At 52.7% G+C, this 25,535-nt stretch carries 21 protein-coding genes; 14 read left to right on the forward strand and 7 right to left on the reverse strand.

All coding sequences use genetic code 11. The features are described 5' to 3' along the window. Nucleotides 1-61: 61 nt before the first annotated feature. Together GN112_RS23520 and GN112_RS23525 are read right to left on the reverse strand one after the other, a co-directional pair. Nucleotides 62-1,426: a sigma-54-dependent transcriptional regulator gene (locus GN112_RS23520; protein WP_155312432.1), complete on the reverse strand. Its 1,365-nt coding sequence runs from the start codon at nt 1,424-1,426 to the stop codon at nt 62-64. Beyond that, the gene (locus GN112_RS23525; protein WP_162459084.1) at nt 1,401-3,386 is read right to left on the reverse strand and encodes an ATP-binding protein; all 1,986 of its coding nucleotides are present in this window, start codon (nt 3,384-3,386) and stop codon (nt 1,401-1,403) included. Before GN112_RS23525 ends, GN112_RS23520 begins: the two co-directional genes overlap by 26 nt. Nucleotides 3,387-3,812: 426 nt before the next feature. Between GN112_RS23525 and GN112_RS23530 the strand changes: the two genes are divergently transcribed. From GN112_RS23530 to GN112_RS23540, 3 genes are all read left to right on the forward strand, one after another. Further along, a complete protein-coding gene (locus tag GN112_RS23530; RefSeq protein WP_231717112.1) occupies nt 3,813-4,823 on the forward strand; it encodes an ABC transporter substrate-binding protein in 1,011 nt (336 codons plus the stop codon). A gap of 86 nt (nt 4,824-4,909) precedes the next feature. Further along, a complete protein-coding gene (locus GN112_RS23535; protein ID WP_155312434.1) occupies nt 4,910-5,671 on the forward strand; it encodes an ABC transporter permease in 762 nt (253 codons plus the stop codon). Then, nucleotides 5,659-6,465 (forward strand): ABC transporter ATP-binding protein, encoded by an 807-nt coding sequence (locus GN112_RS23540; RefSeq protein ID WP_155312435.1) that lies wholly within the window; start codon nt 5,659-5,661, stop codon nt 6,463-6,465. Before GN112_RS23535 ends, GN112_RS23540 begins: the two co-directional genes overlap by 13 nt. Nucleotides 6,466-6,495: 30 nt before the next feature. On the opposite strand, the gene GN112_RS23545 is transcribed toward GN112_RS23540, so the two are convergent. Continuing rightward, nucleotides 6,496-7,374 carry a MurR/RpiR family transcriptional regulator gene (locus GN112_RS23545; protein WP_155312436.1) on the reverse strand — a complete coding sequence of 293 codons (879 nt, stop codon included), beginning with the start codon at nt 7,372-7,374 and terminating at the stop codon, nt 6,496-6,498. 347 nt (nt 7,375-7,721) lie between these two features. On the opposite strand from GN112_RS23545, the gene GN112_RS23550 reads away from it, so the two are divergent. The 10 genes from GN112_RS23550 (at nt 7,722) to GN112_RS23595 (ending at nt 18,062) form a co-directional block, all read left to right on the forward strand. Next, the gene (locus GN112_RS23550) at nt 7,722-8,384 is read left to right on the forward strand and encodes an ABC transporter permease (protein WP_155312437.1); all 663 of its coding nucleotides are present in this window, start codon (nt 7,722-7,724) and stop codon (nt 8,382-8,384) included. Continuing rightward, nucleotides 8,381-9,523: an ABC transporter ATP-binding protein gene (locus GN112_RS23555; RefSeq protein ID WP_155312438.1), complete on the forward strand. Its 1,143-nt coding sequence runs from the start codon at nt 8,381-8,383 to the stop codon at nt 9,521-9,523. Before GN112_RS23550 ends, GN112_RS23555 begins: the two co-directional genes overlap by 4 nt. Nucleotides 9,524-9,531: 8 nt before the next feature. Continuing rightward, nucleotides 9,532-10,287, forward strand: coding sequence for an ABC transporter permease (locus GN112_RS23560; protein ID WP_155312439.1), 756 nt, complete (start codon nt 9,532-9,534; stop codon nt 10,285-10,287). Nucleotides 10,288-10,312: 25 nt separating this feature from the next. Beyond that, nucleotides 10,313-11,209, forward strand: coding sequence for a glycine betaine ABC transporter substrate-binding protein (locus GN112_RS23565; RefSeq protein ID WP_155312440.1), 897 nt, complete (start codon nt 10,313-10,315; stop codon nt 11,207-11,209). Nucleotides 11,210-11,314: 105 nt separating this feature from the next. Then, nucleotides 11,315-12,643 carry an MmgE/PrpD family protein gene (locus GN112_RS23570; protein ID WP_155312441.1) on the forward strand — a complete coding sequence of 443 codons (1,329 nt, stop codon included), beginning with the start codon at nt 11,315-11,317 and terminating at the stop codon, nt 12,641-12,643. A 48-nt stretch (nt 12,644-12,691) separates the two neighbouring features. Then, entirely contained in the window at nt 12,692-13,879 is a 1,188-nt protein-coding gene (locus GN112_RS23575) for a trimethylamine methyltransferase family protein (protein WP_155312442.1), read from the forward strand. Between the two features lie 30 nt (nt 13,880-13,909). Then, complete coding sequence (locus GN112_RS23580; RefSeq protein WP_155312443.1) at nt 13,910-15,241, forward strand: NAD(P)/FAD-dependent oxidoreductase; 1,332 nt, start codon at nt 13,910-13,912, stop codon at nt 15,239-15,241. Nucleotides 15,242-15,251: 10 nt separating this feature from the next. Continuing rightward, a complete protein-coding gene (locus GN112_RS23585) occupies nt 15,252-16,040 on the forward strand; it encodes an electron transfer flavoprotein subunit beta/FixA family protein (protein ID WP_155312444.1) in 789 nt (262 codons plus the stop codon). Between the two features lie 7 nt (nt 16,041-16,047). Beyond that, a complete protein-coding gene (locus tag GN112_RS23590; RefSeq protein WP_155312445.1) occupies nt 16,048-17,109 on the forward strand; it encodes an electron transfer flavoprotein subunit alpha/FixB family protein in 1,062 nt (353 codons plus the stop codon). Beyond that, entirely contained in the window at nt 17,106-18,062 is a 957-nt protein-coding gene (locus GN112_RS23595; protein ID WP_155312446.1) for a nitrilase-related carbon-nitrogen hydrolase, read from the forward strand. The genes GN112_RS23590 and GN112_RS23595 overlap by 4 nt, the downstream gene beginning before the upstream one ends. Nucleotides 18,063-19,062: 1,000 nt before the next feature. Here GN112_RS23595 and GN112_RS23600 read toward each other — a convergent pair. After that, entirely contained in the window at nt 19,063-19,353 is a 291-nt protein-coding gene (locus GN112_RS23600) for a type II toxin-antitoxin system RelE/ParE family toxin (RefSeq protein ID WP_155312447.1), read from the reverse strand. Then, on the reverse strand, nt 19,353-19,631 hold the full coding sequence (locus GN112_RS23605; protein WP_155312448.1) for a type II toxin-antitoxin system Phd/YefM family antitoxin: 279 nt from the start codon (nt 19,629-19,631) through the stop codon (nt 19,353-19,355). The genes GN112_RS23600 and GN112_RS23605 overlap by 1 nt, the downstream gene beginning before the upstream one ends. Nucleotides 19,632-19,915: 284 nt before the next feature. On the opposite strand from GN112_RS23605, the gene GN112_RS23610 reads away from it, so the two are divergent. After that, a complete protein-coding gene (locus GN112_RS23610; protein WP_155309288.1) occupies nt 19,916-21,181 on the forward strand; it encodes an IS4 family transposase in 1,266 nt (421 codons plus the stop codon). A 259-nt stretch (nt 21,182-21,440) separates the two neighbouring features. Here the strand turns inward: GN112_RS23610 and GN112_RS23615 are convergent, their stop codons facing one another. Then, a complete protein-coding gene (locus GN112_RS23615; protein ID WP_155312449.1) occupies nt 21,441-22,106 on the reverse strand; it encodes a hypothetical protein in 666 nt (221 codons plus the stop codon). Between the two features lie 179 nt (nt 22,107-22,285). Continuing rightward, nucleotides 22,286-25,534, reverse strand: a complete 3,249-nt coding sequence (locus tag GN112_RS23620) for a hypothetical protein (RefSeq protein WP_155312450.1) — start codon at nt 25,532-25,534, stop codon at nt 22,286-22,288. Nucleotide 25,535 lies beyond the last annotated feature (1 nt).

The following is a 25,535-nucleotide window of genomic DNA, read 5'->3' on the forward strand; positions in this document are numbered from 1 at the left end:
GGAGACAGGTTGATCTTGTCCTATTTTTTACTTAACCGCTATATGGCCATTTTGAACGACATCAGTCTTCAATCTGATAATAGGCCAGTTTGTCGTAAAGCGTTCTCCGTCCGATTCCCAAGAATACGGCTGCTTTGGAACGATTGCCTTTGGCTATTCGCAATGCCCGTCGGATAGCGTTCTTCTCGGCCTCTTCCACCGCTTTTTTAAGCAGCACAGGATCGCAATTAGAATCCTTCCCGGGATTGTCTTTGTCCATGCCCCCTGCCCCAAAACACTCGGCATCGATGATATACCCATCGGATAGCAGGACGGCCCGTTCGATAACGTTTTTCAGTTCTCGAATGTTTCCCTTCCAGGGAAGCTCCATGATTTTTCTCATGACGGTGTGGCTCAGTTTGGTTATCTTTTTGTTGTGACGCTGGTTGAATTCCCGCACAAACTGTCCCACGAATTGAAGCAGATCCTCCCGGCGTTCTCTTAACGCCGGAAGATGCAAGGGGATCAGAGACAGGCGGTAGTAAAGATCTTCCCGAAAGCCTCCTGAATCAACTTCCTTTTTCAGGTTCCGGTTGGTTGCCGAGATAACGCGGACGTCGATCTTGATCGGGTGGTTCCCCCCTACCGGACGAATTTCCAACTCCTGTATGGTCCGCAAAAGCTTTACCTGTGTCTGGGGCGGCAATTCACCGATTTCGTCCAGGAAAACCGTACCACCGTGAGCCTCCTCCAGCAGCCCCCGTTTGGCCCGCACCGCGCCGGTAAAAGCCCCTTTCACATGGCCGAACAGTTCGCTTTCCAAAAGGTTTTCCGGAAGCGCGCCGCAATCGATGGTAACGAAAGGGCCTTCGCTTCGGTTGCTGAGAGAATGGATATGCCTGGCCAGCATGGTTTTCCCGGTTCCGGTTTCCCCTTGAATGAGCACCGAGGTGTCGGACGCGGAGACTTTCTCGATAATGGAGATAATTTTTTTCATTTGCTGGCTTTCACCGATGATGAGCAAATTGTTGTTGCCCGCATCTTTTTCTTCTTCATCAAGCTTGGAAAGCCGACGATGCATCGCGCCGAACTCTACCGCGCGTTTGACCGTGAATTCCAGCTCCTCGCGCTTGAAAGGCTTGGTGACATAGTGAAACGCTCCGATCTTGATGGCCTCCACAGCGCTTTCGATGGTCCCTGCGCCGGTGATGATGATGAACGGTAGAATCCGGTCAATGGCGCGGATTTCTTTCAACAAGTCGATTCCGCTCATCCCCTCCAACACCAGATCGGAAATCACCAGGTCGTGTTCGGTTTCGGCCAGCCTATTCCAGGCCTCCTCGGCACTGGGTACGGCGGTAACCGCATATCCTTTGCGCCGGAAAAACCGCTTCAGAAAGAGAAGCATATCCGGCTCGTCTTCAACAATCAGCAGACGGGGTTCCATTTTTTTTCTCCGTTTTGGCGGGAAGGTCGACATTTATGGAGATGCCTCCCAGCTCGCTGTTTTCAGGAAAAATTCTTCCGCCATGGTTTTTAACGATTCGGCTGGCAACGAAAAGGCCCAACCCCACGCCCTGGAATTTGCCTTGCGTGTAAAAAGGATCGAAGATTCGCTGGTGTTGGTGCGCGGGGATCCCTTTGCCGCTGTCTTCGATCCGGGCTCGGTGCCAGTCCCTGCCACCTTTGTCGATGCGATCCACACTCACCCTGATGATACCGGCACCGGACATGCTTTCGATGGCGTTGAGAAAAAGGTTGATGAAAACCTGCTGTAATTGGTTTACATCGCCTCGGAGCCAATAGCGTTCGGTTTTCAAGTGGCGGATTACGGAAATTTTTTTAAGCCGGGGTTTTAAAAAGTACAGGCAATCCTCCAGCAAGGCGGCTATATCCAGATCGACCTGGTTGGATACCTTCGCAGAGGCTTGGTCCAGCAAGGCCTGCGTGATGTTTCCGGCCCGCAGTGCATTGCGACGAATGACTTTAAGGCTGTCTTGGGTTTCCGTGTTGTCCAGTTCTCCGCTGATCAAATCTTCCGCATGGGCCAGGATGATGCCGATGGGGTTGTTGATTTCGTGGGCCACACCGGCCGCGATCTTTCCGATGGTGGCCAAGCGTTCGGAAGCGATCAGCTCCCGCTCCATCAAGTCGCGTTTGGTCAGGTCCCGAGCAAAGCAGCAGGCCAGCAGTTCCTCTTCGATGCTGCGGTGCAGCTTGGCAGCGACAAACTCGACGTGGATCAGGTGGCCGCCGAAATTGGTCAATTTGGTTTCAAGTAATGCGATCTTTTGGGAAAAAAGCTCCTTTAAAAAAACGGCAAACTTCTCCTGATCCCGGGCTAAGACCAGCGTACGCAGGCTGCTGTCAAGCAGTTGATCCTCGGGAACCTGTAATTTGTCCTTGGCACTTTGGTTGGCCAATCGGATATCCCCCGTTTTGTTAATCAGGAACACAATGTCCGGCGAGGATTCGATGAGCTGCCGGTAACGCTCCTCGGATACCTTGAGCCGGCCGGTGATTTGGTTGACTTTTCTCTTCAGGGAGACGTGCCAGAAAAAAAGGAGCAGGCCGAGCGCGGCCATGCCGGTCGTGGCAAGGACGACCAGGGGCGCGAAACGCTGCCACAAATAGGAGGCATAGTTTTTTCCCAGCCATTTTTCACGGACCCGGTCCAGCTGTCCACTTTTGATCGCCTCACCCAATGCCTTGCTCAATCCGGAAGTCAAAGGCTGATTGTTTCTGGCGATAATCATGGTAAATGGAAAACGCCCCATGCTTACCCCTGCCTGGCGAACGTTTTGCAGCCCATATTTGCCGATCAGATAGGTTGCCATTTGATCCGAGTAATCGATAAATTCCTGCGCCTGCCCGGAATTGACGATCGTCAGCGCCTCCTTGACGGATCGCGCCTGAATGAAATCGCTTTTGTTTTTTCCAATGATCCGTGCCAGGTAGGGTTGATCCCTGACAACGACCCGTTTTATGGCTTTTTGAGATGGGTGATTTGTGGTTTCAGCAGCGTGATGCACAAACAGGTAGCGTTTCACATAGATGAGGATTTCCAGGGTGCTGAAGTCCTGACGTTGGTTCTCATCCAAGGCAATCCCCACGACAAGGTCCAGATCGCCGTTTTTCAAGGCCCGCAAGAGGTCCTCAGTTGTACCCACCAAATAGCGCGGTTCGGTCAATAGCTCGGCACTCAATATATTCAGGACGTCCACACTGTATCCGCGGACTTCGCTATGGCCTTCATCCTGATAGGAAAACGGGGGAAATCCCATTGGAACGCCGATCCGCAAATGCTCCTGGGCAATGGCCGGTGCCGACATCACCAAAAGGAGTGTCACGAACAGGTTGTACAACCCGATGGGTAAGCGTGTTTTCTTTTTGTCAGCGCAGTTCATTCCAAACAACCATGCAAATGGCAGACTTGTACCGGGCAACCGCATTTGGGTCGGCCAGCATATTCTGTATACTATCTGTTTTCAGCAGACCATTGTCAAACCATCCCGAACTTGAATCGTCCTCTATCGAAAACCAGCAGGCCGGCCTGATGTCAAGGAACCGTCAAACCTGTGCCATTTCCCGCACTGGGTTTCTGTTTGTGCGCTCGGCCGCACACCTGAAAGCGCCCTCACGAATGGCCTACCAGCCAGAAAAAACAAAAACCAATTGTTTATACAGTTGATTTAACCGATGGCACAGATGTTGATTTTTAATTCTATCGGTCTGGTTTGAAGGCTACCATGTCCCCCGAGGGCAGATACATGCTCTGTGGTCTTATTTCATACGGAGATAATCCCTACAACCCATTGATAACGGAGGAGAAGATGAAAATGAGCGTTCTTTTGAAAAAATCGTTGGTCCTGGTTGCCGCTCTGATACTGGCCATCAGCGTCGTTTCGGCGCATGCCGATGGCAAACCCGAAAAGGTGACCGTCATTTATGGCGGATCGTCCTGGCTGGGGCATTACCCGGCCTGGGTCGGTATCGAGAAGGGGCTTTTTAAAAAATACGGCCTGGGGGTGCTTTTCCAGAATTTCTATGCCTCATCCGGTCGCATGGGATCCTTGGTCGCCGGGGATCTGGATGTGGCCTCCACGGGCAGTATTTCCGCGATCGCCCTGATGGCCTCCGGCAGCAAGGGCTTCATGGCCTTCGGCACCCAGGATTCCTATGCCACGGTGGAAGGAATTATTGCCAAAGAGAACACTAAAAACATCCAGGATCTCAAAGGGAAACGCATCGCGGCGCCCTTTGCTTCCAGCTCTCATGTGCTTGTGCTGGATATCCTGGAGCAAAACGGGATCGATCCGGATAAGGATCTCGACCTGGTCAACCTGAAGGTCAACGAAATGCCTGCTGCCATGGGCTCCGGGGAGATTGACGCCTGCGCCGCCTGGACTCCGCATTTCAACAAACTCCTCAACATGCCGGGCAACCACATGCTGGTCAACGACACCGAATTCAGCCTGTACAAGAAATATAAACTCGGTCCCGGACCGGACCTGCTGGTGGTTCGCAAGGAATTCGCCGAAAAGTATCCCAATACCTGCCAGGCGTTTGTCAAAGGTTACTTCGAAGCCGTGGACATGTTGATCAATCAGCCCGAGGAATGCGCTAAGGTGCTGGTGAAACTCACCAACCTGAGCATGGAGGATCAGATGACCGTGCTCAAGGACATCGCCTGGATCAAAGGCAGTGAACAAAAGAACCTTATGGTTCAGCCCGGCGGTTTCGTAACCGGTATGCAGCGACTGGCGGAGTTTCTGGTCAGGCACAAGCAGATCGACAGCGCGCCCGATGTTAAGCGGTGGATTGCCGGGAGCATGGTTCCGTAAAAGCGCTTTGTAGTTCACTTCTCATCATTCCTGTACCCCTCGGGAGGGCCATTGGCGGCCCTCCCCTTATCTGCCGGAGGGAATTCATGAAAGTTGACAGTACCGCGAAATCGTTGACCATCAGCATCGTTTCGCTATTGATATTCATTGGCGCCTGGGAGCTTGTCTGCCGTCTGGGATTCATCGAGCCGCTGTTCATGCCGCCGCCATCCAAAATTCTATACCGGGCCATGAAGCTGATCGACAACGGCCAGCTTTTCGTGCACACCCTGGCGTCCACCCGGCGCGTGATGGTGGGATTCGTCGTGTCCAGCGTGGTGGCGATCCCGTTCGGAATTTTTCTGGGATCGTCCCGATTTTTTATGGCGGTGTTCGACCCTTTGATTTCCCTGCTGCGTCCGTTGCCTTCCATGAGCTGGATCCCCTTGTCCCTTCTGTGGCTGGGCATCACGGAAACCCAGAAATACTCCATCGTTTTCATGGGGTCCTTTGCGCCGTCGCTGCTGTACATCATCGAGGCCACCAAGGGCATAGACCCCCTTTTGATCCGTGCCGCCAGGAATCTGGGCGCTTCCAAGCTGGATGTCATGCGCGAAGTCATCTTGCCGGGGTCGCTGCCCCAGATCATTGCCGGCTTGAAGGTCATGCTCGGGATTGCCTGGACCTGCATCATTTCGGCGGAGCTGGTTGCCGCCAGGGAAGGACTCGGATTCATGATCATGAACGGGAAGGAGTATTTTCAGACGGATACCGTTCTTTTGGGCATGGTCATGATCAGCATCACGGTCATGATTATCGATGTGGTATTCAGGAAATTCGAGAGGAGGCTGCTCCCATGGACACGGTAACCAATGGCAATAAAATTTCCCTCCAAGGAGTGACCAAGACCTTTCCCGGAAAACGGGGGACCGTCACCGCCCTCAAGGATCTCTCCATGGATGTCGAGGATGGCGAATTCCTAGTGGTCGTCGGCGCATCGGGATGCGGCAAGACCACACTGTTGAATCTGGTGGCCGGTTTCGACACCCCGTCCCGTGGAAGCATTTTCCTGGACGGAGAGGCGGTAACCGGAATCACGCCGGAGTGTGGCATGATTTTCCAGCAGTATGCCCTTTTTCCCTGGAAGACGGTTCAGGAAAATGTGGAGTTCGGCATGAAGATGAAACGCATGCCCCTTGCCGACCGACAGGCGCGGGCGGCCCGCTTCATCGATATCGTGGGCCTCAAGGGGTTTGAGAAAAGCTATCCCCACCATTTGTCCGGGGGCATGAAGCAGCGGGTCTCCATCGCCCGAAGTCTGGCAAACAACCCCAAGGTGATGCTGCTTGACGAGCCCTTCGCCGCCCTGGATGCCATGACACGCCAGGTCCTCCAGGAGCAGTTGGTCCGGATTTACGAAAAACACCGCAAGACGATCGTCTTTATTACCCACTCCATCGACGAAGCCCTGCTGCTCTCTTCACGAATCGTGGTCATGACGGCAAGGCCCGGCAGGATCGCCCAGGAGATCGTCAACGACCTGCCCCATCCACGCAATGCCGACGTTCAACTCTCCAGCCGCTATATGGAACTTAAACGCACAATTTGGGACAGCGTGCAGGCAGAGGTGATGAAAAGCATGGAGGTCGAGACCGAGGGATAAAAGGAACCCCTTACTTCGGTACCCTGTCCGCTAACACTTCATGTTGAAAAGCACATCGTTTTCCCAATAGGACTGCTCCAGTTTGGCTTGGTGTTCTTTCAGGCTGTCGCCCTGGCGGCTGGCCAGCTCGTGGACCAGGTAATTGATCAGACATGACATGGAGGTCGGACTGCCCAGGTAGGGGATGTGCTTGGAAACCGCCACAAGATGATGATCGGCGAACTGCAGCACCGGGCAGTTTTTATTGTCGGTGATCACCACCAGCGTATGTCCCAGCCGCTTGGTCAGTTTGCCCAGGCGGATCAATTCGTTGGGATAGCGTGACATGGCGACGATCACGCTGACGCTGTCGGCCGGAGCGATGGTCAGCCAGTCGATGGTGGCGCGGTCGCTGCCGGACATGATGCGGATATCGCCGCGTACTTTGGTCATTGACCAACCCAGATAATAGGCCATGGTGTAGGAAAGCCGTGATCCGATCACGTGCAGCGGCACTTTGCGGTCCAAAACCTCCACCACGGCGGACATGGCATCGATGTCAAGGGAATTGTAAAGCGCCTGCAGATTGTCAATCTCCTCAGAGACTGTGCGGCGAAAGCGTACTGCCCCCGGGGCCTTGAAATCCGCCAGGTCCAGCCTGTCGAGCAGCGTCATTTCTGTATCCACGAAATCCCGCAGTACTTGCTGAAAGTCACTGTAGCCATCATAGCCGATGCCGGCCACGAAGCGCACAACGGTGGCTTCGCTGACATCGCAGGCCTCGGCCAGTTCCTTGGTGGTCATGAATACGGCCTTGCGGGGATGGGCAATGATGTATTTGCCCAAAATGCGTCCTTTGGGGGTCAGATTGTCTCGTGCGGCGCTAATACGTGCGATAAACGGATGTACTTCTATTGTTCTTTGTCTCATAATATAGAATCAAAATATTTCAAAAAGATATTTTATCTTTCATAGTATTGGATGGTTGTTTCATTTAATGGGTTGGATTGCGGGTGATGTATCAAATAGAAACGCCAAACTATTTATTAAGTATGCTTCATTATTGTTATCCTGCTGTAATTTAATCATAAAAAGATAGACGCCGTGAAACACAGCCGCCATCATGTGTTCCTACGTTGAAAAAAACAAATCAATGCCAAACTAATGATTGACTAAAAACGTTTCATATGCAAGAAAAAATACATTCCACCATATTTAATAGTGCTGTGTCTGTAATGGCTGATACAAAAAGCAAAGTATCAAGAAGAAGGTGATCAATGGAAGAGATTCTCCAATATGTGACCACCAACTACCCCACCATTGCCAGGTTAACCATCGAGCACCTGTACCTGGTAAGCGTTTCCGTGGGCGCGGCAATTTTGAGCGGCGTGCCCATCGGCATCCTGATTACCAAGGACAAGCAACTCGCGGACGCCGTCCTGTATGTCGCCTCGGTGATCATCACCATCCCCTCGGTGGCCATGTTCGGCCTGATGATCCCTTTGTTGTCGCTGGTTGACCGGGGGATCGGTTTCTGGCCGGCGGCCATCGCCATTTTCCTTTACTCGCAGTTGCCAATCATCCGCAACACCTACACAGCCATCAACAATATCGACCCCGCCCTGCGCGAAGCGGCCAAGGGCATGGGCATGAGCGACTGGCAGCGCCTGGCCCGGGTCGAGATTCCGCTGGCCGTTCCCGTTATCATGGCCGGGGTGAGGATGGCGGTGGTCATGAATATCGCTGTGGCCACCATTGCGGTCTATATCGGCGCGGGGGGATTGGGCACCATTATCAATGAAGGTATAACCGGCACCAACAGCGTCAAGCTAATCGTCGGCGCGGTGGCCGTTTCCCTGTTGGCGGTCATCGCGGATTATCTATTTTTGTTTATCCAAAAATTGTTGACGCCCAAGGGGCTTAGCGGAGCGTTGCCATGATCAGACTGGAAAATCTGACCAAACATTTTGAAGTGCCGGGCAAGGAACCGGTCATTGCCGCCAACAATGTCTCCATGCATGTTGGCAAGGGGGAAATCTGTATCTTTCTTGGGCCGTCGGGGTGCGGAAAAACCACGGCCTTGAAGATGATCAATAAGCTGATTCCCAAGACGTCCGGCAAAATCTATATCGATGGACAGGATACGGATGAACTGGACCCCATCACCCTGCGCCGTGAGATCGGTTATGTCATCCAGCAAATCGGCCTGTTTCCCAACATGACCATCGAGGGAAACATCTGCGTGGTGCCGGATCTATTAAAAATGGATCGCAAGGCCAGTCGCCAAAAGGCCCGCGAGTTGATGGAAATGGTCAACCTCGATCCGAATATTTTCCTCAAGCGCTATCCGCGGGAGCTTTCCGGCGGTCAACAGCAGCGCATCGGCGTGATCCGGGCCCTGGCCGCCGACCCACCGGTGATGCTGATGGATGAGCCCTTCGGGGCCATCGATCCCATCAACCGGGAAGTCATTCAGGACGAGTTTTTAAAATTGAACGCCGAACTTGGCAAGACCGTCCTGTTCGTCAGCCATGACATCGACGAAGCCATCAAGATGGGAGACAAGGTCGCCATTTTCCGTGAAGGAGTTCTTGAACAGTTCGACACGCCCGATGAGATTCTGGCCAACCCGGCCAACCAATTCGTCAAGGATTTCGTCGGTACCGATCGCGCTCTCAAGCGGCTGAAACTGATCGGTGTGGCCGATGCGATCATGCCCTTTCACATGGCTGTCGATCCCGAGGATTCCCTGGAGACGGTGGCGGAAAAGATGCGCAGTCACGGCGCCCACATCGCCGTGGTGGTTGGCCCCCGGGGGCGTGCAAGGGGGTATATCACCAAGGAGGAAATCCAGGGGGACAGCAGCGGCGGTGTTGTCGATGAGTACATCGACCCCATTCCTGGCACCATCCATGAAGGGGACAACCTGCACGACGCCGTTTCCCAGATGTACTCCCACGCCAGTGACTGGTTGCCGGTGGTGGACGACGATGGGTGCTACAAAGGTTATATCACGCAACACACCATCGCCAGCTTGCTGGGAGGGGTTCCCAGAAAGCGTGGCGACAAGATCAGTTAGGGCGAGAAATGAGCAATCTTATTGAACTCATAAGAAGAAGCAAGACCTTCTTCATCTATCTTTTGCTGGCCTTGGTGTACCTTTGCGGTGTCTTCTCCGAATCGGCCGGATTGATCGAGGAATTCAAATACTCTTTTGATGATTGGCTCTATCTTTTCAGGCAAAATATTTTGATTGTCGTCTGCTCGGGCACCACCGCCTCGCTGCTCGGGATCGCCGCCGGCATCCTGATGACAAGGCCCTGGTTCAAGCGTTTCGCAGAGCCCTTCGCCCAGGGGTTCAATATCCTTTCCGCCGTGCCCACCCTGGCCATTTTGGCGATCATCATGACCATTACCGGACTGGGCTTCAAATCGGCCTTTTTCGGTCTGATCACCGTCACCATTTTGCCGGTGGTCAGAAATACCTATCAGGGGATCACCGAAGTTCCGGACCACATGATCGAGGCCGCGCAGGGGCAGGGCATGACAGAGCGCCAGGTGCTCTGGAAAATTCAGATCCCCAATGCACTTTACGTCATTTCGGCGGGGATCCGCACCGGCTTCGCCCTCAATGTGGGGACCAGCCCCCTGATCACCCTGATCGCCGCCGACAGCCTCGGAGAGTTCATATTCACCGGCATCCAGCTCAACGAGTTCAACTCGCTTCTTATCGGTTCTCTGTCGGTTGCCGCGCTAGCCATATTAATGGATTTTGTTTTGTCCAAGATGCAGTATTGGCTGCTGCCCAAAGGCGTGAACCCGCAACGGTTCGCGGAAGAATAACTTTCACACGGAGGAGAAGATGACCATGAAGACCATATTGACTCGAATAGGCCTGGCCACCGTTGCGATCATTGCCCTGTTAATGGTGCAGACGGTATCGGCAGCCTCCCTTGTCGTTGGCGGCAAGGGGTTTACCGAGCAATTGCTGTTGGCCGAAATCACCGGCCAGTACCTGACCGCAAAGGGATATTCGGTGGAGCTCAAGACCGGCATGGGCACCTCGCTGGTTCGCAAAGCACTCGAAAACAAGCAGGTCGACCTCTACTGGGAATATACGGGAACGGCCTTTCTGACCTTCCATAAGAACTCGTTCGCCAACCAGCCGGCACAAGAAATCTACGAAGCGGTGAAAGCCAAGGATGCCAAAAGCAACATTATCTGGCTGAACGCCTCGGCGGCCAACAACACCTATGCCCTGGCGGTGCGCCAGGCCGATGCCAATGCCAAGGGGATTAAAACCCTGGAAGATCTGGCCGCCAAGCTCAACAGCGGCGAGAAGTTGATCCTGGGTTGCAACATCGAATTCTACAAACGCGAGGATGGGCTCAAACCGCTGCAAAAAGCCTATGGTTTTGAGTTTCTCCGCTCCGACGTCAAACGCATGGATACCGGGTTGGTGTACAAGGCCCTGAAAGACGGCGACGTGGATGTGGGACTGGTTTTCGCAACCGACGGCCGTATTCCGGCGTTTAACTTCACCGTGCTCAAGGATACTAAGAACTACTTCCCGGCCTATGCGATTACCCCCACCGTGCGCAAGGAAACCCTGGATGCCAACCCGGATCTGGCTGGCCAGTTGAACAAATTGTCCGCCCTGTTCGACGATGCGACCATGTCCGCGTTAAACGCCCAGGTGGATGTCGATAAAAAATCGGTGACCGAGGTGGCCAAGGCGTTTCTCAAGGCCAAGGGACTATTGTAAAATCAACGTTTCGGTGCAGCGGTTTTTTCAGCCATTGCACCGGACCCTTTCAAAGTAGTGCTACCGCTTCACCAACGGTACCACCCTTTTTTGGATCGGCAAGCCATGCATGGCTCAATTTTGCATGCCATTAATTTTACTTTAGATACACGTTGGGAAGATCTGCCCGAAGCGGTTCAGCACCAAGCCAAGCGCTGCCTTCTGGATACCCTCGGCGCCCTGATTGCCGGGTCGCAAACACCCGTGGCCGGTATTGTTCGCAAAACCGCTTTGGAGCAATTCGGCGGCGACCAGGCGACCATCATGGTTTCCGGCGAGCGCGTGTCCGCAGCCGGAGCGGCCCTGACCAACGGCTTTTTCGGCAATGCCCTGGATATCGACGACGGCTACCGCAACGTCAAGGGGCATCCTGGGGCATGTGCCCTGCCACCGCTCTTGGCCGCCGCCGAAGTGGCTGGCAATTGTTCCGGCCGTGAATTTCTCACCGCCCTGGTGGTGGCTTACGAACTGGGTATCCGTGCCGGTGTGATCCGTCACGCCACCTACAATACCTACCACTCCTCGGGAAGCTGGGGGGCTATTGCCGGGGCTGCCGGGGCTGGAAGACTGATAGGGCTTTCCCCGGAAAAAATGGTTCACGCCATGGGGGCCGCCGAGTACCATGCCCCCATCGCCCCCATGATGAAGGGCATCGATACCCCTTCCATGGGCAAGGACAGTATTGGCTGGGGCTGCATGGTGGCTGTTTTGTCGGCCCTGATGGCCCGTGACGGGTTCACCGGTATCCGCCCGCTGTTTGGCGACGCTTCCGACGAAACCTGGGTGAAAAGTTTGGGGCAGTGTTGGGAAATGCACTCTCTTTATTTCAAGCCCCATGCTGCCTGCCGTTGGGGCCAGCCGGCGGTGCTGGGCGCGACGAAAATTTTCCGGGAGCAGCGATTGACGCCGGAGCGTATCCGCCGCATTCGGGTGCGCACCTTCGAGGCGGCCACGCGCCTTCCCGACGGCCATCCTGAAAATACCGAACAGGCCCAATACAGCCTGGCGTTTCCCGTTGCCGCAGCGCTCCTTGACGGCGAAGTGGGACCGACTCAAGTCTTGCCCCCACGCCTTTACGATCCTCACCTGCTATCTCTGCTGGACAAAGTGTCTACCGAAATCGCACCTGAATTCGAGGCCGAATTCCCGGCCAAGGCACCTGCCGAAGTCATTGTCGAAACAACGACCGGCCAATCCTTTTGCTCCGGGCGCATGGAAGCCCCTTGGGAGCCGCCTGACACACTGCCTACCGATGCCGACCTGGAAAACAAATTCCGCTGGCTGACGGAACCGGTAATCGGCCGGAAACGGGCCGGCAATCTTGCCCAAAGCATCTGGTCCGCCGAGCGATGGGAAAGCATCGATCCAATGATTGCAGGTTGCCGCGCAGAGTAAGAAGCCCTTTTAAATCCATACAAGAAGAAAAATAATAAGCGAGCTTCCATGCAAAATGACAGTTTAATCGATCCGAAACTGCTGGATCAAATACATCAGGACGCCCTGCGCGTCCTGGAAGAGGTCGGGGTCAGATGCAATGCACCTGAAATCAGGCAAATTTTCGAGCAAACCGGCCAGGCGGCCTTTGATGACGGCACCGGCCATCTGCATGTGCTGGCACCGCTGGTCGAACAGGCCCTGACCACGGTCCCCAAGCGCGACCAGTACTGGATCCCCGATAATTCCTTCGGCGTGGGCGGAACAGCCCCTTTTGTTTATGATGATCGAAGCGGCGAGTTGGTCGCCCCTACCCTTGACCATCTGGCCCGCATTGCAACCATCGTCGACCAGGCGGAGGTGGTCAACTTCATGGCCCGTGGGGTGCTGATCCCCAATCAGGAAGTCAAGGTCATGGACGTTCTCGTCGAGTATTGCAACAAGCCCCTGTACGTGGCGGCCGTCACCGGGGCCGGCATCGCCAGGGCCGAGGAGATTTATGCCGCGCGGGGTAATCTCACCGTGCAATTCTCCCTGATCAACAGCCCATTGAATGTTATGCCCGAAATGGAAATGCCGTTTTTGTCCTGTGTGCGCAAAGGTTTGCCCATCTATATTTCCAGCATGCCCATGGCCGGCCTCTCCGCGCCTTATTCCATGTCCGGGCTGTTGACCCTCACCCATGCCGAGGCGCTGTTCGGAATAACGCTTACGCAACTGGTCAACCCGGGGCTCACCTGTGTGCACTCGGGACTTCCGTCCATCGCCAACCTGCAGAAAAACTACGCGGTCGATCTGGGATTGATCTCCCACAACGTGACCAATCTTTTGATGAGCGCCATTTGCAAGCGGCTTGATCTGCCCTCTATTCACAGCGCCTGCACCACCAACGAAGAATCGCCGGGACTGCGCGCCGAACAGGACGCAATCAACGGTTACGCCCTGATGAAAAAATACGGATTCCATCAGATGCGGCATGCCTTCGGGTTCTTGAAAGAACTGGTCGCCTTTTCCATCACCAAGCTTGAGCGGCACATCGAGCTGTGCGGAGAGACGGGGCCCGATCAGGCGCCGGAGGTCGTTCCCGAGCCCTATGATCCAGAAGGGGTCGACGCCATCATGCGAAACGGAAGCAAGCCCAATTATATGAGCGATGACCACACCCTGAAAAATACCGGTAAAGCATTCGTTATATAAAGCAAATACCCAAAGAAAGGATTTTTTATCATGTCACTAAAAGGTTGCGATTACGTCATCATTGGCGCCGGCATCCACGGCCTCAGCACGGCCTATCACCTATCCCTGGGGATCAAAAAAAATCCGGCCACCGCTGGAAAGAAAATCGTGGTTGTGGACAAATCCGGAATCGGCGCGGGTGCCTCGGGCATTGCCTGCGGCGTGATCCGCAACAATTACTACCAGCCTGCCATGCGCGAGCTGATCGCCCATAGCGTTGATGTGTGGGGAGAAGACGGCGAGAAATACGGCTACAACCCGGTTGGATACATGCAGATCTCCTGCGAGACCATGCACAAGGACGTGGCCGAAATATACAAAACACAGAAAGAGATCGGCTATCCTTCCGAGTTCATCGAAGGCGAGGCGGACTGCCTGAAGTACATGCGCGAGAACATCTTCGACGATTGGCGCGCCAGGAACATCACCTCGATCTTGCATGAGAAGAAAGGCGGCTACGCCCATAACACCAGGGCGCTGTACCGCTTGGCAGAGAAGGCCGAGGCCGAGGGCGTGCAAATCATGACCGGTACAGCGGTGACGGGCCTTAAAATCCAGGGTGGTTGCGTGACCGCCGTTGAGACGGACAAGGGCGATATCCCTTGCGAATACGTTGTCTCGGCTCCGGGACCCTGGGCCAAGACGTTCTGGGATATGCTTGAACTGCCCAATCGGATCTCCATCAAAAATCCAAGGGGGAAGATCCACGAGAATATCAAAATGTGGACCTACTGGTGCCTCGAAGAAGGCACCCTCGGGGTCGAACCAGAAGTGGGGATGAACAACGTCGGCCAGATGCCGCCAGTCATTCACGTGGATACCGACGCGCCGTTGTACTCAAGCGAAGACGGCTCGCTGATCACCGACAAGATGTGGGGCATTTATTATAAGCCCGATTTTCATTTTGCCGGTATCCAGGGGGGCGCCATGCCATATATTGTGGACCGGGCGGAAGTAAACGTGGATCCCTACGGCATTGATTCCCCTGACTTTGTCGTCGGTCCGGAATTCGCCCATATGTGGACCTCGGCCCTGGCCCACTGCCAGGAGCGCTACGCAGACAAGTACCGCTTGTATAAAAACGAGCCCTCCGGCGGTATCGGCGCCTTCACACCGGACAATTTTCCCGTCTTCGACGTGTTCAAGCAAAACTGTTATCTCATCGCCGATTCGAATCACGGCTATAAAATGATCGGTGTGGGCAAACTGGTGGCCGAGGAAATTCTCGGGCAGGCATCGTCGCTATTGGTCCCCTTCCGGTTTGACCGCTATGAAAAGGGAAACCTCCACCCGGAATCCAACAGCCCGTTCCCCTGGAGTTGATGGTAAGTAAATGGAAATCGTTGTATTGGTAAAACAGGTTCCGGACACCAACGCTCCGGCCGAGGTGGCCGGGGCCGCCCTGTCCGGCGAGCCTGCAGACATTCCCTGGACGATTAATCCCCATGACGAGATGGCCGTGGAGGAAGCGCTACGGGTCAAGGAGGCGCATGGAGGGCGGGTAACCCTGCTCTCCTTTTCCAGGCCTGAGGAGTTTGACGCGTTGCGTATCGGCATCGCCATGGGGGCGGACCGGGCCGTGGCGATTATTGACGAATTGAAATCCACATCACGCTACCGGGACGGTCTGCTTCTATCCCGTATCTTTGCGGCAGCATTGAAAACCATGCGCTTCGACCTGATTATAGCCGGCCAGAAAGCCGTGGACGACGATGCCGGCGTCGTGGGGCCGGCCTTGGCTGAAAAATTAAACCTGCCGTTTTTCTCCATGGTCGTCGGGCAGGAAATAAGCGGCAACCGAGTGCGCTGCAAAAGGCTTGTCGGGGGAGGGCGCATGGAAGTGGAAGCTCCGCTTCCGGCACTGCTTTTGGCGACGCGGGGGCTGAATCGTCCCCGCTACGCCACCATGCCCGGATTGCGCAGGGCCACACGGCAGGGCGTGGAAACGTGGCGGCTCCGCGATATCGCTCCGGACGCGCAGCATCTTTTTTGCGATCAGCCTTCCAGGCTGATTGCCTTGGAGCCAGTCGAGTCCCAAAGAGACTTGACCATGGCCAGGGGCGACAGCCCTCGTGAAAAAGCCGAGGCTCTGGCCAGGTATTTACTATCGGACCAAGGTTGAGAAAATCATGAAAAATAGCTTGGCTGTGAACGCCTACGTTGGAAAGCCGCACGACGAGCATTGGGAATACCAGAAATGTCGTGGGTACACGAAAAATGTATTGGTTGTGGCGCGCCATCAAGACGGGCGTTTCAAACGTGAGACATTCCATTTGACAAGCCTTGGGCGCACCCTGGCGAACGCAACCGGAGGAGAACTTACGGTGGCGGTGTTGGGAACGACTCCCCAATGCGGGGAATTGGCCGGCTTTGGGGCGGACCGCATTGATCTGGTCGAAGATCAAGCCTTGAACGATTATCTGGTCGACGTCCACGACCGGGTACTTGGCGCGATCGTTAAACGGGAAAAACCGTGCCTTGTGCTTTTCGAGGCAACCTTTTCCGGAAGGGAGTTGGCCGCGGTCCTGGGTGCCAAATTCAACGGCTCGGTGGCCTCGGGATGCACTGCGATCCAATACTGGGACGATGGGTTTGAAGTGTTGCGGCCCGTCCTGGGAGGCAGGTTCAAGGCAAGGCTGCATTTATCGGCCTTGCCCGCATTCGTTGCCGTTCGTTCGCGTTCGTTTCCCCTTTGCAAGGCAGAGGGTGCGGCGAAAATCGTTTCCATTCCGGTGAAGGTGCCGCGCACTCGGTTTAAGAATATAAAAAGGGAAACCAGTGGCCAAAAAATCGCCTTGGACCGTGCGGACGTCGTCGTGTCCGGAGGCAGAGGCATGGGAGGACCCGACTTCTCCCTCCTGGAGGCGTTGGCCGAGCTTTTGGGCGGGGCCGTGGGCGCGTCCCGCTCGGCGGTGGACGCCGACTGGCGTCCCGTCTCCGATCAGGTGGGGCAGACCGGCCTGGTCGTTGCCCCCGATCTCTATATCGCCTGCGGAATATCCGGCGCAAGCCAGCATATGGCGGGTATGTCCGCATCCAAGAGAATCGTAGCCATCAACAAGGATTCCCATGCGCCGATTTTTTCCAAGGCCGACTTTGGCGTCAAGGGCGATCTGTTTGAAATTCTGCCCCATGCAATCGAAACCATAAAGCGCTTGCGCTCTACGTCCAACCAAGGAGCTACCACGTGAAAGTGTGCATCTGTCAGACCGATCCAGTGCTTCTGGATGTCAAGGCCAATCTCGAAGACACCATCGATAAAATTGCCGTCGCCAAGGAGCAGGGCGCCGACCTGGTGGTTTTTCCCGAACTCTCCCTGACCGGTTATTTCGTCCGCGAGCGCTACCATGAAGCGGCGCTTCGCATGGATTCCCTGGAAATTCAGCGGCTGGCCAAGGCCACCGAGGGGACGGCTGCGGTAGTGGGGTTCATCGAGGAATCCAAGGCCATGAATTTTTACAATTCAGCCTTGGTGGCCGTGGATGGCGAAATCATGTTTGCCTATCGCAAACTCAATTTGCCCAACTATGGTGTGTTCGAGGAACGCAAGATTTATAGCGGCGGCAAACACATCCTTGTCTTCAGACACAAGGGCATGACCATCGCGCCTTTCATTTGCAACGACATGTGGCACCCTTCCTTGCCCTACCTGGGAATCACCCAGAAGGCCGACGTATTCGTAACCATGTTCAACTCCTCAAGGGGATCAATGGGCAACGAGTTCTCCAACATTGAAAGCTGGAACATCATCAACCGTTTCTACTCGCGGGTGTTCGGTGTCTATAACCTGTGTGCCAACCGGGTGGGTTGTGAGGTGTTCGAGGATTTGCGATCCGAAGATGACAAACCGGAATACCAGGACCCGAATGGCACCGACCCGAATGGCGATGATCCGGACGAACCGGCACCGATCGCGGTAAATGACAGTCCCTACCGTTTTTGGGGCGGCAGCGAGATCATCAACCCTTTCGGCCATAGGATTGTCACGGGCTCCCTGTATAATCCCGATGTCATTTATGCCGAAATTTCCCGGGAACTGGTTCGTAGAAAAAGGATTTTACTCCCTTATTTACGCAATGACGATCCCTATTTCACTCATCGGGAATTAGGCAGAATTCTATTTGATAAAGACCCGGAAGGATAAACCATTCGAACCGGTAACTTTCCGCTGAAAAAGGAATGGACCGCATAAAAGGCGATAAACGCATTCATGATAAAAGCGGAAGAAAAAAATATATCATATATTTTCTGTTAGTTGCCATAGTACGAATCCATTTTATTGCAGTCTTTCATGTATCGATTGCTTGGCCTGCCACCCGGATCCGCATCTTCCGATTGCTTGCCGGCAATTTTTAAATTGTCGACGTAGATATCCCGAAGAATCGTTTGCTTTAACGCGTTATTTCGCTTGTGATGCGAAAGCATGTCCAATTGCACTCAAAGGGGCACGACGATCCGTCCCCGAATCATTTGCCATACGGTTCGGTTTTGCCAGTCTGGATGATTTACAGCAATATTTGGGCCATCAATCGGTGGTTCGGGGCAAGGTCGGCCGTTGAGACCGGTTACTAAACAAATCCAGATGGTTCAGTCGTGTGGCGACAAGGGGCGGGTATGGAGTTCGTTGGCAAGCGGCGTTCCGACATGCCCGGGCAAGTGCTATACGATGGGTTTATGGTGTCTATCCATTGACGGATGTCAATCGATAGCCAAGTGATTGACATCCACTCTGGCGGAATCGGGAGTCAGCACCACCACACCAAAAGGTTGATGGTGGCTTTCGCCGGAAGCGCTTTTCTCGTTGGTGGGTTACGGGGGCCAAATCCGCTTTTTTTGGTGTTTGGGCAAACACACTAATTTCTCCCCGCTTCCCGGGATATCAGAGACGGTAGCGGGCGAGATGTTATGGCGCCGAACGGGGGCGTTAATGGCGGAGGGGGATTTCATGCTCCTCAGTGCGCTCCAGTCCGGCCGCTCAGGCGCTTTAAACGCATGATTTCATGCCTGTTATCCCCATCCCTCACGCATTGTTCACCCGCCGGGAACCCAATGCGAATTTGCTTTCAAGAAATGTTGAAAGCTGAAGGCCCCATGAAAAAATGCCGTCCCGGGTTCCCGGTCGAGTGTGAAACAAATGGTTGGCGTCAGGTTGTTGGTTTTTTGGGAAGCTGCGCTCCATGCCACACCGCAACTATCCAAGCAACATCATCTTTGGCTTTATAAAAAAAACGGTACGGCGATATGATCACTTCTCGGTAGGGGAGTTCTGGAAATTCAGGTATGATTCTTCCGGATTCAGGAAAATCCTCAAGCCGACGCAAGACTTTTTCAGCTTGATTACGAAAATTTAGAGCCGCCGAAGGCTTATCCTTTCGAATATATGATAGCGCAGAAAGGAATTGAGTTTTTGCAGAAGGTGTAAATTTAACCTTCACTAGGGCTCCTTAGACAAAAGGGCATCAGCTTCGGCAAGAACTGTATCAAGATCATACCCCTGACCAGTTTCGATCTCCCTGTCTCCTCTAACCAAAAGGCGCAATAGCTCTTTCTCGTGTTCAGACTCCTCATAGGCATCAACTCCGATAATTACCGCTGATGCTCTACCTCTTTGTGTTATTATTAAAGGGTCCTTGCTTTTTTGCAATTGTTTCAGAAGCTTTGCAGCATCTTGCCTTAAATCGCTTACTGGAATAATATTTGGTAGCTTGCCCATATTGTACCTCCTATGATACTTTTGCTTGTATCACCAACAGGCTTAAAAAAGCAAGCTATTAAAAAAAGGCCATATAAGGGTCGCATCTTAAATATTAAATATATGCAGACATATCTGGAGAGCCGAAAACTTAATAATTAAGATGCGACCCTGTTATTTCCCAATACCGTTCGGCATACATATTGCCGTAACATCTTGTTATTAAAATAAAAAATAGCGCTGGACAAAAAGATCGCTTTGTGTTTTAATCATGGTGGGTACAATTAATTAACCAGGAGGTCTCCATGAGCGAACACATCGACAAAAATGTTTTTCAAACAATTCTATCACCGGTGCTACCATTGATTGAGGTTACTCAAAATAGTCTCCATAATGATTTGGACACTTACAAGCTTTCATTATCATCGTTCACCACAAATTTGCTTTTTGGAATAATAACCAGAATTAAAAGCGTTGGACAAATCGTCACTGAGATCAAAACATCACCAACTGCTAAGGCATTAGGATTGGTCGTCGCATCGAAGTCTATGTATAATGAAGCGTTTAATCGTTATCCCCCAGAAATATTTAAAGATATATTCCATCAGTTGGTAAAAGAATTGGATTTGCATAAAATTCCGGAAATCAGTCATCTTGGAAAAATGCTAATTGTAGATGGTTCGCTTTTTCCGGCCATTTCCAATATGGCATGGGCTTGTTACAAGAAAACCGCTAATGCGATCAAAATGCATTTATCTTTTGAACTCAACCGAATGATTCCAACCGAATTTATCAGTACGGAAGGTAACTTTTCCGAAAAAGAATTTGTTAAGCAAATTCTTCGCGAAGGCATTACATATGTCTGTGATCGAGGCTATATCGCTTTCAATCTGTTCAAGCAGATATCCGACAGCAATGCATTTTTTATTATTCGCGGAAAGTCGAATATGACGTACACTGTAAAAGAGTGTCTCACTGCCACCGTACCGGATACATTCTTGAAATTTTTCAGTGACATCACAGATTCAAATATAATATTCAATAGCGATGAAAACAAAGCAAGTTATCGTATTGTTAGCTTTACGGCTATGGGCGAAAACTACATTTTGATCACAAACAGAAATGATTTGACAACTTACGAAATTATAATGCTTTACGCTTACAGGTGGCAAGTGGAACTTTTTTTTCGCTTCATAAAAAGAACCTTCAAGGGAATTCACTTAATGAGCCAATCTCCTCATGGCGTACAGATACAATTCTACTTGTATATGATTGCTTATCTATTGTTATTATCATTCAAACAAGATACGGAAATAATAAGCAGAGAAAATGAAAAAGATGAGCATGAATCTGAAGAAAATAATAAGAACGAAACCTTGCTAACTTCATCTTCATGCTCCAATTCAAATGCAAAAAGACCATATGTTTGCGGGTTAGTAACTCTTCTTGGAGAAAAATTAAAACAGTTTTATAAAATTGGTCTTCACTGGTTATTAGCAGTAAAAAATAATTTGTTAGAAATATTTGATGTGAATATCGCCAAAGTTATTGCTCAATACTCTTATCAATGACTGTGCCGAACAGTATTGGTTATTTCCAACAGATCTAAAATTTTAAACCGTAAATCCGACGAACGTCCCCAATACCCCCGACGAACGTCCCCAATACCCCCTTCGTATTCAAGGCGGGCTTTTTTACGCATAGTGGGGCTATGTGTGGAAAAGCCCAACGCAGAAGACGGATGAAAAGACAAGCAGGCGGGTATATTCTTTGACAGAAATCGCCTAACATGTAGCCTGTACCTCCATTATCGAAAAATCAATTGCTTTCCTATATTTTTCCAGCTTCGAGGCTGCGCTTTGTTTGCAGGAGCAGCTCGAGGTGTGAACGCATGAATTCATCTGACCAATCGTTTTTTTCATCCCGACGGTCCTCTCTTTGCGGTCTTTTGAGCGTTAGCTCCAGGTATTCGATTTTCCCCGACGTTGGTTCCTTGGAAGAGCGGTCGCGTGTAGGCAGATCAACAAACCTGCTGTGAAATTTTTTTGAGGCGGTGCGGATTTCGCCGAAGCGTTCGTCTTCCAGTGCGGAGCGGAGGCGTTGTGCCAGACTGGCGTCCGAAGTTTGTGATAGGGACAGTTTAACAGCTTCCTCGAGCTTTTCCGGCTTGGTTCTGAAGGGGACGGTGCGACTCAAGAAAAAAGGAGTCTGTTTTTGATACGGCGCAAACACGTGGAGATAATCCATTTCCGCCTTATGGTGAAAGCCATAGTGAAACGTGATGGGCTGATCATGCCACACGCAGTGCCACTGCGGGAGGGATTTGTCGTAGACGCCGGCAGAACTCGCGCCGGTCCCCAGGATGGGCTGTAATTGACTCACGACTTGTTTTAAGCGATCGCGCTCTCTTTTGTGTTGTAACCATACAGCTAACGACGCGATTGCCAGAGCCCCGCCCAAACCGCAGACCCATACGACGATATTATTATCGCTCATTTCTTCTCCAACCTTGATCGGCGTTCACCAACAATAGTGCCCCCACCACATCCATTACTATAGTGGCAAGCAAACGGCCTGGGGGCTGCTCAATGGATATATGAAATGAGGTCCATCCAGAAATAGATTCCCGAACATATGCGATGGGCCGTCTGTAACATGTTCACCAGGCCGAGTACTCACTGTGCCCGATAAAAACCATCACTGACAACTGAGGCGTCATCTATGTTCTCTCCCCATAATAAGCCTTCTTTCATAATCCCCTTTTTGGCCGTGACCTTGTTCTTGAAGCCTTTCGGCAGAACGGAGACGGTCGTTCCAAGGCCTCCCAAATTGCTATCGTAACGAACATCCGCCTTCAAGTTGATTTGAGCTATATTCCCATTTTTCCATTGGTAGGCGGCTTGGACTGAATTGCGTCCGGTTAAAATCAATCTACCCCCGGCCTTATACTCTTTCGGATGCGTTTCGCCTGCCAGGAAAACCACACTATCGGAAGGGCCTTTCTCACCGTAGTGCAGGGCCACCTCTAACCTGCTGCCGGGCGGTAGTATGCCTGGCTTTATGGTGTATTCGATCTTGCCCCGGTAGATGACGTCATTGTCAAAAGTGCTTAGCGGCTTTGTCGTTAACACGAACCGACTCAGAAGGTTGTACAAGGCGGAAATCTGCTTATCGACCGACCACGGTGGTGGAATGCTGGAAATTCCGCTCCATGAATCGGGAGAGTTCCAGGAATCGCCACTGTTTTCACCGAGGAAGCAGCGGCGGGCAAAAATAGCAAACGCATCATCGGTCGAAAAAATCCAGCCAAGAATTGCACCGATGGCTGCAATGACGCCACCAGCAACGAAAAGGACCAGACCTACGGGGGCGCCATAAATGGTAGCGGTCGCGAGGCCACCGACTTTCATTAAGCCAAGGCCCAGCAACAGGCCGCCGATAAATATAGAGACACCGCCGCTGGCTGCAACAAAATAGAATGCCATGGCAGTGCTGTCCCCATTATCGTAGGCATCCCAAGCCTTCTTCCACATGGCCCAGGCCGTCGCGGCGCCCAGAACCATTATGGCAAAAACGTTTGCAAAGGCCCAGCCAGTTGCGAACGCACCTGACACCTCAGTGACCGTCCAGCCGACGGTCGAGGTCGTGGTGGTGACTTCCGGAAAAATCGCGGCGCCGCCCAGCAGTCCGGCAACTCCCGAAACAACGTCCTGGACCGCGATGATCATCGCCGAAATGCTGGACCCCCAGTCCGTAATATGGGGGTCGTGCTGGAAGTCAAAACGGGCCGTGTTGATCGTTGACATCAGATTCAAGTACGCCAGGATACCCGCTGCCCCTTTCAGTCCCCAGGAGAAGCTCTGGCTGATCGCATTGGCTGTCTTGGGGAAACGCAGATCCGATATCTCCTCCAACTTGCGCAACCAGCCCAGTCCGAACTTTTTGGGAATATCTATATTTTTATCGACGATGTAGGTGGTCAGCTTATCGCCGACATCGAGGAACCCCAACAGTGCGACCCCAGCCAGGCCTTTCGCGCCCGAGGAGAGCCCGTGAACCTGAACCGGCTTGATCTTGCATGGCACAATCTCCATCTTGTTCAGGTTCTTGATAATTTCGTCGCGCCGCCTTTTGATATCGGCGGCCAGTTGCGACCGCGAGCGGTTGGTGCCAGTGCCGACGAAATCACGAAGCCCCAACAACTTCAGCGCTGCGATGTAACTAATTTTCAATCCGGTGTGCAGGCTTTTGTTCTTCGGCTTCTGGCCGGCGTCGAAATATTTGAAAAAGCACTGATGGGGCACACGAGCACCATCGCCCAGTATTTTTTGCAGGGATTCGATACCCGGCTTCAGCGGGATCAGCGCCTCTGTCACGATAGCCCAGTGCAGAACCGCAATCGCGACATCGATGGCATCCTGCCATCCGTCCTCGACCATGTCCTCAAGAACGGTCTTATCGATGATAGCATGCCCTGGACCATCGATCCACTTGATCAGCCGATGCATGCTGCGATGGGCATCGGCCGTATACTCGGCACCGTGTTTCACCAAGCGGTTATTCCATTGCTCGAGCTTTTGGGTCCAACCGGAGACGTCCCGGATTTCATCGTCGATAGTGTCCGGCTTGGGATGATCATCGCGTACCGTCCGCAACAGGTTGGCAAGATAATACTGATCCTGGGTCCATTTGGTATCTACTTTCAGAGCGTCGATCACCACGTTCTTTGTGGACTTGAGCCACTTTTGGTAAACATCCACCTTATCGGCCATATCATTCTGCACGACATCCTCGGCCCAGGCATATGGATCGATTACGGCTATCGTCTGCAGTTTGCTTTTATAATCACTAGGCTCAGGGCCGACGAAGTCCGACACCTTATTCTTTGATGGATTTTCCGGGTCCCACTGCTCTCTATTGTAGTGGGGCTTGAGTAGAGGTGTCAGGCCGTCAGGATTGTTCATGGCATGCTCGATTGCCTTCGGGCCAAGTTGAATTGAACTCAACAGGAAATAGTACCGTCGTGCTTTCCCTTTTTCGATCAGGTTGAGTGGGATGTGTGTCTGATTTCTAAGCGCGTGATTCGTCCGTGTGTGGCGAGGCGCCGACGTCGCCTTTGACAGGATCTTCTGGTCTGACAGCACATACCAGTATCCCCCCATTTTACATCTTAATTCTTCCTTTGCATCGAAACCCCGGCCAGTAAATGTTTTGAACAGGCTTTGACTGGGGGGGGTGTCTCCGGTGATGTATATTTCGTAGTCAAGTCGGTCGGGTCCGTTCGAAAGAGGGTATAAACCCTGAAAATCGAGTGAAAAGGCCGACTGGGGAAAGTAGTCCTCCGGGTCGCCAGGAGGAGGGATTTCACGTGAGATCGGTCCGCGGATGGTTATTGCACCGCCACCTGATCCTGCGACAGTCTGCTTGCGACCGAAATCCAAGCCTCCGCCGGAGAACACGTAGAGCCACTTGCCTGAGACCTCACTGGACGGACCGTGCGCTTTACGCTCTACGATATGAAACCAGAGTTGGGTGTTTTTCTTTACGGTACCGCCCCGCACCACTGAAATCTGGGTTGGCATCCCCTTAAATGCTGACGGCGGCTTCTCCGGGACCAGGAGATAACCCGGCGTGTCGCCACGGCTGAATATATAGTTGGTCCCATTGTGCTTTGTACAACCGAAACGGTTGTGCAGATACCAGTTGATCTCCACGGGATTGATCGTCCCGAAGTTTATCAACGCAAGGTCTTGCCAGGTAATGCCGTAAACATCGGCTATATTCCCCAGACTCGGTGCCTCTTTGGTCACGATATCGAACGGACGGCGCCATACCAGCCCCGGCGGCGGGTTGTCCTTTCGTTCCTTGTAATTGACACCCAGTTCAAGCTTGGGTTTTTTTGCTGGAAGCTCCCCATTGCTCATT

Origin of the sequence: Desulfosarcina ovata subsp. ovata (assembly GCF_009689005.1) — a bacterium.
GTDB lineage: Bacteria > Desulfobacterota > Desulfobacteria > Desulfobacterales > Desulfosarcinaceae > Desulfosarcina > Desulfosarcina ovata.